Source organism: Pedobacter gandavensis, assembly GCF_014172405.1.
GTDB classification, from domain to species: Bacteria; Bacteroidota; Bacteroidia; order Sphingobacteriales; family Sphingobacteriaceae; genus Pedobacter; species Pedobacter gandavensis.
Map to the genome: position 1 here is coordinate 373,779 of NZ_WNXC01000003.1, position 14,016 is coordinate 387,794.

Annotated in this window: 8 protein-coding genes and 1 tRNA gene; 1 reads left to right on the plus strand and 8 read right to left on the minus strand. The window is 40.8% G+C overall.

Annotated features, from left to right (window positions below):
- Positions 1–17: 17 nt before the first annotated feature.
- The gene (locus GM920_RS11875) at positions 18–959 is read right to left on the minus strand and encodes a ribose-phosphate pyrophosphokinase (RefSeq protein ID WP_182957385.1); all 942 of its coding nucleotides are present in this window, start codon (positions 957–959) and stop codon (positions 18–20) included.
- A gap of 71 nt (positions 960–1,030) precedes the next feature.
- Positions 1,031–1,101: transfer RNA gene (locus tag GM920_RS11880), tRNA-Gln, on the minus strand.
- A gap of 473 nt (positions 1,102–1,574) precedes the next feature.
- On the opposite strand from GM920_RS11880, the gene GM920_RS11885 reads away from it, so the two are divergent.
- On the plus strand, positions 1,575–4,604 hold the full coding sequence (locus GM920_RS11885) for a glycosyltransferase family 117 protein (RefSeq protein ID WP_182957388.1): 3,030 nt from the start codon (positions 1,575–1,577) through the stop codon (positions 4,602–4,604).
- A gap of 167 nt (positions 4,605–4,771) precedes the next feature.
- On the opposite strand, the gene GM920_RS11890 is transcribed toward GM920_RS11885, so the two are convergent.
- The 6 genes from GM920_RS11890 to GM920_RS11915 form a co-directional block, all read right to left on the minus strand.
- Positions 4,772–5,734: an acetyl-CoA carboxylase carboxyltransferase subunit alpha gene (locus GM920_RS11890; RefSeq protein ID WP_182957391.1), complete on the minus strand. Its 963-nt coding sequence runs from the start codon at positions 5,732–5,734 to the stop codon at positions 4,772–4,774.
- A gap of 128 nt (positions 5,735–5,862) precedes the next feature.
- Entirely contained in the window at positions 5,863–7,212 is a 1,350-nt protein-coding gene (locus tag GM920_RS11895) for an MFS transporter (RefSeq protein WP_182957394.1), read from the minus strand.
- Between the two features lie 13 nt (positions 7,213–7,225).
- Entirely contained in the window at positions 7,226–8,995 is a 1,770-nt protein-coding gene (locus GM920_RS11900) for an alpha-amylase family protein (RefSeq protein WP_235964507.1), read from the minus strand.
- A gap of 11 nt (positions 8,996–9,006) precedes the next feature.
- On the minus strand, positions 9,007–11,322 hold the full coding sequence (locus tag GM920_RS11905) for a glycoside hydrolase family 65 protein (RefSeq protein ID WP_182957396.1): 2,316 nt from the start codon (positions 11,320–11,322) through the stop codon (positions 9,007–9,009).
- Positions 11,323–11,463: 141 nt separating this feature from the next.
- Positions 11,464–12,132 carry a beta-phosphoglucomutase gene (pgmB, locus tag GM920_RS11910; RefSeq protein WP_182957399.1) on the minus strand — a complete coding sequence of 223 codons (669 nt, stop codon included), beginning with the start codon at positions 12,130–12,132 and terminating at the stop codon, positions 11,464–11,466.
- A gap of 18 nt (positions 12,133–12,150) precedes the next feature.
- Positions 12,151–13,995 carry a glycoside hydrolase family 13 protein gene (locus tag GM920_RS11915; RefSeq protein WP_182957402.1) on the minus strand — a complete coding sequence of 615 codons (1,845 nt, stop codon included), beginning with the start codon at positions 13,993–13,995 and terminating at the stop codon, positions 12,151–12,153.
- Positions 13,996–14,016 lie beyond the last annotated feature (21 nt).

A 14,016-nucleotide genomic window follows, 5' to 3' on the forward strand; every position in this document is an offset into this window, starting at 1 on the left:
TATTTATTGTTAGTATATTAAACTCTAAACAGGTCACTGATTGAACCGTGCTCATTTACATTAGCAATCGCTTTTGCAAATAGCTCAGCAGTACTCAATACCCTGATTTTATCACTCTGACGTTTCAAAGGAATGGTGTCTGTCACGATCAACTCTGCTAACATAGAGTTTTCTACCGTTTCATAAGCCTTACCTGATAACACCGGATGCGTACAAACTGCACGCACACTTTTCGCTCCTTTTTCCATGATCAGCGCTGCTGCTTTGGACAAGGTACCTGCAGTGTCGCAAATATCGTCAATTAAAACGACATCTAAGCCTACCACATCACCGATGATAGACATCGACTCAATTTCATTGGCACGTTTACGTCTCTTATCACAAATTACCACTTCTGCATTGAAGAACTTTGCAAAAGTACGTGCTCTGTAAGAACCTCCCATATCCGGTGAAGCAATCGTTAAATTCTCCAGGCCTAAGCTTTTGATATAAGGCACGAAAATCACTGAACCATCTAAATGGTCTACAGGGATATCGAAGAAACCTTGGATCTGAGCAGCATGAAGGTCCATCGTCATGATCCTGTGGATACCTGCCGATTTTAACAAGTTGGCAACCAATTTGGCGCCTATCGCTACACGTGGCTTATCTTTTCTATCTTGTCTGGCCAGGCCATAATAAGGAACTACTGCAGTGATGTAATGAGCAGATGCACGTTTAGCGGCATCAATCATTAACAACAACTCCATTAGATTATCATTAGGCTGGTAAGTAGAATTGATGATGAAGACATCGCAACCGCGTACTGTTTCATCGTAAGAAGGTTGAAATTCGCCGTCGCTAAACCTGTTCAAGGTGACATCACCCAAAGGTTTGCCGTAGCTGTCGGCAATTTTGATTGCTAATTCTTTTGTACCTGTTCCGGCAAAAAGTTTAACTGGATTAAACTGCAATGGCATGATTAGAGGTGTATCAATGCTGGTTAAAAAAAATCGGATTGTGAAATGAACCACAATCCGAATATGTTTTGTTGCCCGACCAGGATTCGAACCTAGACAAACGGTACCAAAAACCGTTGTACTACCTTTATACTATCGGGCAATCTTTCAATTTTAATTTCGAAGCGGATAACTGTTGCTCTGAAATCTGATGCAAATGTACGCACATTTTTGATATCTGCAAATCCTGCCGCAAAAAAAGTTTAAAAAAAATCAGCCGTACAATCCAGAAAGGAAATAATCTATTTAAAATGAGGAAGTTGCTCTGGATAAAAAAAATAACTTTTTTTTCAAAAAAAATTAGTGCCAGCGAGATTTTTAGAAAAAGCAGTTCCATTTATACCTCAGTCAGGATAAAAATATTTTAAAATAATTAGAAATGGGGCAAAACTCAAGGATCTAAAACCAGGAGGAACTGTAATATATAGACTCCCTGGAATTGAACAACAGAAAAGATACCTTACAATAGGAGGTTAAATTTGTTAAACTCCCCCTTACTTTGTTAGTTTATCAATCTTATTCTTTATTTTCGGCTGCATTTAATTAGCGCGACTTTAATAACTATTTAATTAAGAAATGAACTATTCAAAAATCAACAACCTTACCGGCTGGCTTTGTTTTCTGATCGCTGCAGTGACCTACATTCTAACATTAGAACCCTCAGTGAGCTTTTGGGATTGCGGTGAATTTATCGCCTCTGCCTTAAAAATGCAAGTAGTACACCAACCGGGAGCCCCCCTATTCTTAATGATACAGCGCTTCTTCTCCCTATTTGCTATGGGTGATGTTAATAAAATCGCTTACTTCATGAATGTAGGCTCGGCCATTGCCAGTGCCGCAACAATCCTTTTCTTATTCTGGACCATCACCGCGCTGGCGAAAAAAGTCCTGGTTAAAGAAAATGAAGAAGTGAGTCAATCAAATCTGATCTCGATTATGGGTGCAGGTATTGTAGGTGCTTTAGCTTATACCTTCTCAGACAGTTTTTGGTTCTCTGCAGTAGAATCGGAAGTATACGCGCTTTCCTCTTTATTTACCGCAATCGTTTTCTGGGGTATCTTAAAATGGGAAGCCCATGCAGACGAGCCTCGTGCAGACCGTTGGTTGTTGTTTATCGCTTATATCATGGGTCTATCCATCGGGATTCACCTCTTGAACTTATTAACAATTCCGGCTATTGCCTTTGTATACTACTTCAAGAAAACTAAAAATCCAACTACTGCAGGAATCATTAAAGCAGGTATTGTTGGGATTCTGATCCTTGCCGTAGTGCAGTATGGTATCATTCAATATGTGGTATCATTCGGTGCTTACTTCGATCTATTCTTCGTGAATACCTTAGGAATGGGCTTTGGTACCGGCGTTCTTGTTTTTGCAATCTTGCTGATTGCTGCTTTCGTTTGGGGAATCAGGTATTCCATTAAACATGAGAAAAAGATCCTGAACCTGTCCTTGCTTTCTGCATTGCTAATCCTTTTCGGATATAGCTCTTTCTCGATGATCATCATCCGCGCAAAAGCAAATCCTAATTTAAATAACAGTGCTCCTGACAATGTATTCTCTTTCTTAGGCTACCTGAACAGGGAGCAATATGGCGACAGACCATTGTTATTCGGTCCTAACTATAATTCACAAGCTGTAAACTCAGTAGAAGGAAAAACATTATATAGAAAAGGTGCAGAGAAGTATGAAGTAGCCGGTAAAAAATCCGATTACGAATACGATAGAATTACACCTTTCCCACGTATGTACAGTGATGATGCTGGTCACGTTGCCTACTATAAAGACATGATGGGCTTTAGTGATGATCACTTCCCAAGCTTAATAGACAATATCGGCTTCTTGCTTTCGTACCAAACCGGACAAATGTACATGCGATATTTCCTATGGAATTTTGTGGGTAGACAAAATGACGACCAGGGACAAGGTAGTTTATATGAAGGTCAGTGGTTAAGTGGTATTAAACCAATTGATGCATTACACCTGGGTAGCCAGAAAAACCTCCCTCCTTCTATTACGGAGAGCAATGCCTACAACCGCTTCTTCTTCCTTCCATTGATTATGGGCTTATTGGGTGCCATCTGGCATTTCAAAAGAAATCAAAAGGATGCAGGAATTGTGGCCTTATTATTCTTCTTTACTGGTATGGCGATCGTATTATACCTAAATCAGAAGCCGATGGAACCAAGGGAACGTGATTATGCTTATGTAGGATCATTCTATGCCTTTGCCATCTGGATTGGATTTGGTGTTCTCGCCCTGCGTGAATGGGTATTTAAGAAATTAACCCCGGCTACCGGTGGTATTTTAGCTACAGTGATCGGTTTATTTGCCGCCCCTGTGCTTATGGCTGCTCAAGGATGGGATGACCATGATCGTTCTACTAAAATGGTTGCGCATGATATCGCAGTAGATTATATGCAGTCCTGTGCCCCAAATGCCATTCTCTTTACTTATGGTGATAACGATACTTATCCACTATGGTATGCACAAGAGGTGGAAAACATCAGACCAGACATTAGGTTAGTCAACCTGAGTTTATTTGATACCGATTGGTACATCAATGGTATGAAACGTAAAATGAACGAATCTGAACCACTTCCGATCTCTATGAACGAGTCACAGTATGTTCAGGGCGTTAGAGACGTCATGTATTACCAAAATGCCGATATCGCAGGAAATATAGAATTGAAGAACATTCTTGAGCTTCTGCTTTCTGAAAACAGTGAAGATAAATTACCTTTGAATGATGGTAGAAAAGTAAACTTTATTCCTACTAAGAACTTCAAGATTACTGTAGATAAAGAAGCCGTGATTAAAAATGGGGTCGTTGCCGCAGCTGATTCTGCCAAGATCGCTCCTGCAATGGAATGGACATTCAACAAGAACTATGTAACGAAAGGTACATTGGCCATGTTTGATATTCTGGTTCATAACAACTGGAAAAGACCAATCTATTTCGCAAGTACAGTGCCTTCAGAGCAATACAATGGCCTTGATAAGTACCTTTACAATGAAGGTTTAGCACTACATTTAATGCCATTAAAAGTAGATACTGCTGTTTCAAGAAATGAACTGATCAATACGCCGGTATTGTACAACAATGTGATGAACAAATTTGTATGGGGTAACGTAAAGCATGCGAAATACCTGGATCCACAATCTTCAGATGACATTTCTATTTTCACCAATGTATTCAACAATACCATTAGTGGTTTATTGAAAGAAGGTAAAAAAGCAGATGCAGAGAAAGTAGTGAACCGTTATTTTGAAGTGATGCCAGAGAAATTCTATGGTATGCGGTCAATGATGGGTGCTTACTTCATGGCAGAAAATCTATATCAACTAGACGATAACAAAAGAGCAAATGCACTGATCGAAAAATCAGCGGATTATATCATGAAAGAACTGACTTACCTGGCCGATGTTTCTGAAAGCAAAGGAAGGTTTGTAGGTGGACAAAATGTACAGTTAGGCTTATCCTTCCTGAACTCTATGGCCAGAACTACCGCAGAGAATAAACAAACAAAACTAAGCAAGGAGTTAACAGATAAATTTAATCTGTTAGAAGCGAGATTCTCTCCTTTCTTCCCGGCACAACAGTAAGCTCCGGAAAATAGAAAACGAGCATCCCCAAAAAGGGTGCTCGTTTTTTTATGCCCTGGATTTTGTAGCACCTGCTCTTGCGGCAGGATAGGCTTTACGAAATACCGCACAAAAGAAAAGGGTTGCAATTTATGTTGCAACCCTTTTCTTTTTATTTCTATATGATTTTACTCATTCACCACACCCATTGCACAGAATTTATCAATTCTCTTGGTGATCATGGCATCCGTTTTTAACTTCTTAATCTCTTTAAGATCGCTTAAAATGCGTTCTTTAATGGTTTCACCCATAGCCTCAGGATTTTGGTGTGCACCTCCTAGTGGTTCTTTAATGATGCCATCAATCAATTGATTTTTGTACATATCATCAGAAGTCAGTTTTAGACATTCTGCTGCTTTCTCTTTAAAATCCCAGCTGCGCCATAAAATAGACGAGCAAGACTCCGGAGAAATTACAGAATACCAGGTATGCTCTAACATATATACACGATCACCGATACCGATACCCAATGCACCACCTGATGCACCTTCACCAATGACGAAACAAAGGATTGGTACTTTTAGAACAGACATTTCTAATAGGTTACGCGCAATTGCCTCCCCCTGTCCGCGCTCTTCTGCTTCCAGTCCGGGATAAGCACCCATCGTATCAATAAAAGAAATCACTGGTTTATTGAATTTTTCAGCAAGACGCATTAAGCGCAATGCTTTTCTATATCCTTCAGGATTCGCCATACCGAAGTTACGGTACTGACGTTCTTTGGTGTTCTTACCTTTCTGGTGTCCGATCACCATTACCGTTTCACCGGCAATCGTAGCAAAACCACCAATAATAGCTTTATCGTCTTTTACGGTTCTGTCGCCATGCATCTCTATGAAATCATCACAGATCATACTGATGTAATCCAAGGTTTGTGGCCTTTCCGGATGACGGGACATCTGAACTTTCTGCCATCCTGTAAGATGGTTGTAAAGCGTTTGCTGTGTGTCAGCTAACTTCTCTTCCAGTTCAGTCAAGGTAGCAGACATATCTACTTTCGTTTTATCGGCAACCTGTTTAACCTTTTCAATCTGCTGAGCTAATTCAACTAAAGGTTTTTCGAAATCAAATGATGTTTTTATCTGTTCCATAAGTGGGCTGTAAAAATAGGCATTTTATTTAAAACTTTGCAGACCGCTGGATTTTAGGTAAAAATTTTAATCCAATTTTCACAATATACCCGTATTTCCGCCGTTTGAGCAGAATTTACCGCTGATTTTTAGGCCTCTTTTTCTTGATTACTCTGGATATATAACACTGAAATTGCCCCTAGGATCATAAAAATCCCCGCCAGTACAATCGCATAAATCGCTTTCCCGTCGTAGAATTTCTCAACAATCATTCCTCCAAAAAAGCCATTTATGATTTGAGGCATCGTGATAAAGAAGTTGAAAATTCCCATATATACCCCCATTTTTCGTGCTGGAATCGAGCTGGATAAGATTGCATAAGGCATAGAAAGGATACTTCCCCAAGCCAGTCCTACGCCAATCATAGCATAGATGAGTAGCTGTGGATCTGTAATGAAATAAATGGACAATAAGCCCAATCCTCCTGCTGTTAATGAAAAAGCATGGGCAATTTTCCTGCTGGTTAGCCGGGCAATAGACGGCAATAAAAGCGCGTAAATGGCAGAAACCCCGTTATAAACCCCAAAAAGAATCCCTACCCAGTTTCCTGCATCGGCAAACTGTACCGAAGAAGTATCGCCTGGAGCTACCTTATATATATGTTGTGCAATGGCTGGAGTGGTAAATACCCACATAGAAAAGAGGGCAAACCAGGAGAAAAACTGCACCAGGCCCAACTGCTTCATCGTTAAAGGCATTTTGGAGAAATCTGTAAAAATAGACATGATGCCCTTTGTTTCTTCCGTCGCAGCACCATCATGGTAACTTTCCATTTCTTCTGGTGGATATTCCTTGGTCGTGATGACGGTCCATAAAATAGTCCCCACCAATACCGCAGCACCTACATAAAAGGAATAAATCACATTGAGTGGGACTTGTCCAACAGCAGCGACTTTAGAGACCCCTAAATATTCGGAAAGGATATAAGGCAACCAGGAACCAGTAATCGCTCCTGCGCCAATCAGAAAGGTCTGCATAGAAAAGCCAAAACTCCTTTGGCTTTCGGGCAGCTTATCCGCAACCAGGGCGCGGAAAGGCTCCATCGCTACATTAATAGAAGCATCCATGATCATGAGCATCCCGGCACCAATAATGATCGGTGGCAAAAAACTAGCCATTGCCGCAGAGTTTGGCATTAAAATCAATGCAATGGCTGTCAACACGGCTCCAATCAGGAAGTATGGTCTTCGTCTGCCAAATCGATTCCAGGTTTTATCACTATAATAACCAATGATGGGCTGTACAATCATCCCCGTTAAAGGTGCTGCTAACCAAAAAAGCGACAAATGTTCCACATCTGCTCCATAAGTTTGCAGGATTCGGGAAGCATTTCCATTTTGTAATGCAAATCCAAACTGAATCCCGAAAAAGCCGGCACTCATATTAAAGATCTGTAGGGACGACAATCTTGGTTTACTAAGCGTGATTTTCTTTTCCATCAGGTATTAATAATTAAAATTCAATAATTTGAGCAGTCCCAGGTAATACTTTTAAATATAGAGATTGTGGGGTATTTTTTACTTTAAGCCCAGACAATAAATCTGTGCTTTCTTTTATCGGACGGTTTTTCAAAAGAAGGCCTGGAATTTCAAGGTTTGTCTCCAGTGTTTTTGTCCTGTCGAAATTGGTCACAATCAGCAAACGCTGACTTTCTGTATACCTCAAAAAAGCATATATACGCCCTTCTCCTAGCGGAACATCTAGGATTTCTCCTTTATTAATTGCCACGGACCTGGCCGTTATGTTCATCAGCTGCTTGTAAAAACCTCTCAGTTCTCGTTGTTTCGAATCCAATAAAGCACCATCAAAAGCCCCGTTATTCATCCATTTCTGATGTTCCGGGACACCCCAGTAGTCGAAAATTGTAGTTCGGTTATCTTCTTTTCCAAAACCTTCAACTCCCGCTCCTGGTTCCCCAACTTCTTGTCCGAAATACAACATCACCGGACCTGCAGATAGCGTTGCAGAAACGACCATTGCGGGAATCCCATGAATCGCATCCCCTGCAAAACCGGAAGAGGCAATTCGTTCTTCATCATGGTTCTCCAAAAAACTCAACATCCGTTCCCCAAATCCAGCAGTTTGTACCTGCCATACTTTTGAAATTTCTTTGACATCCGCCTCCGGCTCATTCCTGATCAACTTTTTTAAACCATCATATAGACCAACCTTATCATATAAGTAGTCGAAATGCCCATTGTTCAGATAGGTATAATAGACCGCCGGATTATAAGCTTCCCCGATAAAAATCAGCCCCGGATACTTCTTTTTCAATTCTGGAATTACCCATTCCCAAAATGCAACAGGCACCATTTCTGCCATATCACAGCGAAAACCATCCACTCCTTTAGCAGCCCAATAACTAAGAATATCCCTCATCTTAAGCCATACGGCAGGAGTTAGGCTAAAATATTGTTTTTCTCCATGGGCATAATCCAGTCCATAGTTCAATTTTACAGTTTCATACCAATCGTCTTTTGAAGGGCTGGCAGAAAACACATTATTTCCGGTTGCTTTGGCAGGACTTTCCTTGAATTTCTGATCTTCCAATCCTGTTAAAGCATTTGTTGATTCGTTTTTTAAGGGAACGACAAAGTCTTTTCCTGGAATATAATAGTAATCATTAGTCGAACTAAAGCTTTTACTCCGATCATCAGTTGCTCCAAAATCCTTTATTCCTTTCGGCTTTGCGAATGAATGGTAACTCCGTGCCACATGGTTCGGGACAAAATCAATGATGACTTTCATTCCTTTCCCCTTTGTTCTCGCAATTAAAGCTTCAAACTCCTTCATTCGGTTTTTTACGTCAACTGCCAGATCAGGATCTACATCGTAGTAATCCCTAATCGCATATGGGGATCCTGCACGGCCTTTTACAACATCTGCATCATCCACAGGAATACCAAAAGCGCTATAGTCGGTTAAACTGGCATGGGCAATAACACCGGTATACCAAACGTGGCTTACCCCTAGTTCTTTAATACCATCCAGCGCCTTGTTGTTGATATCAGCAAATTTCCCGGAACCATTCTGCTGAATGGTTCCATAAGGGATATTCTGACTTTGTTTATTCCCAAATAACCTGGGCAATAACTGATAAATAATAGGTTTACTTTGGGCCATACTCTGACTAGAAAATCCGGCAACTGTAACCCCTGTTAAGAGGATGCCGAAGAAAACGTTTCTTTGATCGGTTAAAACTTTACTGAACATACTTTTCATACCAAGGGCTGTTATACTAAATACCCCTTATAAGCAATCGTTTTCTCGCCTGGAGAGACCGTATACAGTTGTTCAAAAACCTTCAGTTCTAAGCTCTCCGAAGAGTTGTTTCTGATGATCAGCTCTGATTCATTGATCTGAACTTTCAACTGCAGCCCTCTAAAGCCTATTGTAAAAGAGAATCCGGTCCAGTTTTTCGGTAAGAAAGGCTGGAAACACAACTTTCCATCACGCACACGCATACCGGCAAAACCTTCAACCACGCTCATCCAGGTACCAGCCATCGAAGTAATGTGTAGTCCATCCTCGCTATCATTGTTATAATCGTCCAAATCTAAACGGGCGGTGCGCAAGTAAAATTCATACGCTTTTTCCTCATCATTTAACTTTGCCGCCAGGATACTGTGAACACATGGCGATAATGAACTTTCATGAACTGTTCTACTTTCATAGAAATTAAAGTTCCTTTTTAAGGTTTCCAGGTCGTACTCCTCTTCAAAGAAATACATTCCTTGTAACACATCAGCTTGTTTGATATAACAAGAACGTAAAATCCTATCCCAGCTCCATTTTTGATTCAGTGGGCGTTGATCCGCAGGTAAGTCTTTCACCAGGATCTGTTCTTTATCCATATACCCATCCTGTTGCAGGAATACATTTTCGCCTTCATGAAAAGGATAGTACATCTGACTAGCCACCGAATTCCAGTCCCTAAACTCCGTAAATTCATTAAGATTTGTCTTTTCAACAATTTTTAAATATTGTTCTGGGGCTATTGCTTTAACTTTTTCCGCGGCTTCCATCGCATAGGTTAAACACCAAGCGGCTAATTTATTGGTGTACCAATTGTTATTGATGTTGTTTTCATATTCATTGGGTCCGGTAACGCCGAGCATTACAAACTTATTTCGCTCTGCACTCCAGTTTACCCTTTGCTTCCAGAATCTGGCAATACCGATGAGCACTTCCAAACCATAATCTGCCAGGTGACGCTCGTCTCCGGTATAGCGGATATAGTTGAAAATCGCAAAGGCAATAGCGCCATTTCTATGAATCTCCTCGAAAGTAATTTCCCATTCATTATGGCATTCTTCGCCATTCATGGTCACCATTGGATACAAAGCGGCACCATGATTAAAACCTAATTTAACGGCATTTTCTATGGCTCGATCCAGGTGTTTATACCGGTAAACCAACAAATTCTTCGCCACCTCCTGAGGGGCTACCGACAGATAAAAAGGAATACAATACGCTTCAGTATCCCAATAAGTAGAACCTCCGTATTTTTCTCCGGTGAAACCTTTCGGTCCGATATTTAAACGAGCATCCTTACCAGTATAAGTCTGATTAAGTTGGAAAATATTGAAGCGGATGGCTTGTTGCGCGGCTACATCACCCTCAATAACAATGTCTCCTTCTTCCCATTTTTTAGCCCAGGCCACAGCCTGCTCCTGTTTCAATTGCTCAAAGCCTTTTTCCTCAGCTTTCAAAATTGTTTCTTTTGAAATACGCAACAGCGCTGCTTTATCATAATTCTGAGAAGATAAATTGGCTACAAGCTTATAAACATCCAGCACCTCATTTTTGCTCAGGGTAAATGAGGCCTGTTGTCCCAGGTATTTTTCTTTGGCAACAGCTTTCAGCTCCTGCAAACTGCCATTTTTGAAAATAGTAGTCTGACTTACCGTAGCAACCTCAAACTCCGTTTTCTTGGTCCTCAGTACCAGGTAATCTGTATTTGCTTCCTGCTTCTTTGCCACCTCTTCCCAGAATTTCTCATCATAATTAGCATCCTGGTTTTTCACGTCTCCATCTATAAAAGAAATGATGCTGATCTGTCCTTCAAAATTTAAGGCAGTCAGGCGGTAATGTAAGGCGGCTACTTCATCATCTACAATACTACAAAAACGTAAAGCCTCTACTTTTACAATTTTCCCACTATTCAATTTGGCGATAAACTGGCGACTTAAAGTTCCTTCTTTCATATTCAGCACCCGTTTAAAATCGGATACTTCAGCCGTATTCAGGTCTAATATTTCCCCATCAATCTGGATATGGAGACCAATCCAATTGGTTGCATTCAGTACTTTGGCAAAATACTCAGGATAACCGTTTTTCCACCAGCCTACACGGGTTTTATCCGGATAATATACCCCTGCCACGTAATTTCCCTGCAAAGTTTCTCCGGTATAATCTTCTTCAAAATTGGCACGTTGTCCCATTCTTCCATTACCGATACTGAATAAACTCTCTGATACTTTATTTAGATGAGGATCAAAACCTTCCTCAATAATATTCCACTCGTCTGCTTTTATATAATTTTTCATGGTATATGCTGCGATGTTATTCCGGCGGTTGATGTAACCGGAATACGTTATTCTATTGTTATTCTTCCGACCTCATTTTCTAAACAAGGCCCTGTTTATGATTTACCTATCCTGTTTATTGAATGCTTTAGAGAACGCTACTTACCGTTTTCTCAATTCTTCAATTTCGCGAATAGAGATCTCTGATAAGTCATTAATGACTACTTGTGCACCCGGTAAATTCTCCGGCTTCCCGATTCCTACCACCATCATATTGGCTGCAATAGCAGCCTGCACACCTGCAGCAGCATCTTCAAATACCACGCAATTTTCTTGTGCGGTATTCAACAATTCCGCAGCCTTCAAAAACACTTCCGGATCCGGCTTAGAGCTACTCACAGAGTTTCCATCTACGATGGCATCAAAGAAATGAGCCAATGCTGTACGCTCTAAAATGAGGGCGGAGTTCTTACTGGCGGAACCCAGGGCAATCTTTATCCCTTCTGCTTTTAGTGCCGTTAACAAATCCAATGCACCTGGCAATACTTCTGCTATGGTCATTTTCCGGATCATCGCCACATACTGTTCATTCTTTTGGGCTGCCAGTATTTCTTTCTCTCCAGCTGATTTCTCAATTCCTCCCCATTGAAGGATCATATCTAAGGATCGCATTCTATTCACGCCTTTCAGCTCTTCGTTTTGCAATTCCGTAAAATCAAAGCCTAAGGAATTTGCCAGCTGTTTCCAGGCTTTATAATGATAAACAGCGGTATCTACCAATACGCCGTCCAGGTCGAAAATACAAGCGATAGGTTCTGTAGTCTGTTGCATCTATGTATATATATTGTATTAAATTAGTTCTAACACCAATGTGGTCTTTGCAGGCACAGCAATGGTTTTTAAGGCATTTATTTTTTCTTTAGTGATCACGTTGGTGGCAGAACTAGCCTGGCCTATCCTTTCTTCAAATCTTGAAGTTTCCAGGGTTTTCGCCTGATCATCCGTATTCACGATCACCATAACGGTTTTACCACCTTCCGGCAGGTATCTGAAATAAGTATACATCCCATTTTCCGGCACATACTGCATCATTTTTCCATGTTGTAAAGCGGGACTGTTTTTCCTATAATTGGCTAGGGTACGGACAAAGTTCCAGGCTTCATTCTCTTGTGCACTACGTCCGGCAGCACTAAACTTATCGGTTTTATCTGCTGGCCATCCACCAGGGAAATCTGAACGGACCAGGCCATCTGGATCAGAATAGTTCTTCATCAGGATTTCTGTACCGTAATACATTTGCGGAATACCTCTTAGCGTTAGTAATAAAGCCATTCCCGATTTATACTTATCAAAATCTTCTTTCACCATGGAGTAGAACCTGCTCATATCATGGTTGTCCAGAAAAATCACATTGCGGCTGGCATCCTGGTAAAGGAAATCTTGTGCAACGGTGGTATACAACCTAAAAATTCCATCTGTCCAGCCTGATTTTCCATTCAAAGCTTCATAAATTGCATTTTTGAGTACGGCATCTGTCACACCAGGTAATTCAGTATCGAAACCTCTACTTACGGTATTTCCTCCGGTAAAAAATGCTTGTGCGGCTGCAGAATTCACTAATGTTTCTCCAAAAATTGATAATGTTGGAAACTCTGCTTTTATCTTGATCGCCCAGTCTCTCATGTAATCCGGGTCGTTGTATGGATAAGTATCTAACCTTAGTCCGTCAATACCTGCGTCCTCTACCCACCAGATGTGGTTTTGCGTCAGGTAATTCTGTACATAAGGATTTCTTTGATTGAGGTCTGGCATGCTCGGTACAAACCATCCATCCAGCATTTTCTTTTGATCTGCTTTAGAAGCATGCGGATCCATTACCGGCTCATCGCGGTAGCTGGTCTGCGTATAAACCGGCCATTGGTTTACCCAATCTTTCATTGGCATATCTTTATAGAACCAATGTCCGGTACCCACGTGGTTGTGTACAATATCTTTAACTACTTTCATTCCTTTTTCATGTACCTTATCTACAAAAGACTTATACAATTCCAGGTTTCCGTAGCGTGGATCTATTTTATAATGATCCGTTGCAGCATAGCCATGATAAGAAGCGTTAGCCATATCATTTTCAATCTCCGGAGTCATCCAGATGGCGGTAACGCCTAAATCTTTCAGGTAATCCAATTTATTAATCAGTCCTTGTAAATCACCACCATGACGGAAGTACATCGAATCTCTGTTTAACTTTGTCTCCTGCATTCCTTTGACCACATCATTTTTAGGGTCGCCATTAGAAAAACGATCTGGCATCAACAGGTAAATCAAATCCGAACTATTTACTCCTTGTATCCTTTCTGCCTTGGTTGACTTTTGCTTTAGCTCATAAACATGTTGCAGCAGCTTCTTTCCAGCTTTTGTGAATACAATTGGGAATTTCCCCGCAGCGGCGGATTCAGAAATTTCAAGATCCAGAAACAGATAATTTGGATTTTCTACTTTGTTAATGGCCACAAGTTTTACACCCGGGTAATTTAAAGTTACACCCAGATCAGCGATACGATCCCCATGAACCAACAATTGAAGCTTAGGGTTTTTCATACCTACCCACCAGTACATAGGCTCTATGCGCTCCAGTTTTTGGGCAAAAGCAGTTGCAGAAATACTCAGGAGGAGTAAAAGGATGATTTTTTTCATAAGCAAAAATTAAAGATTCGG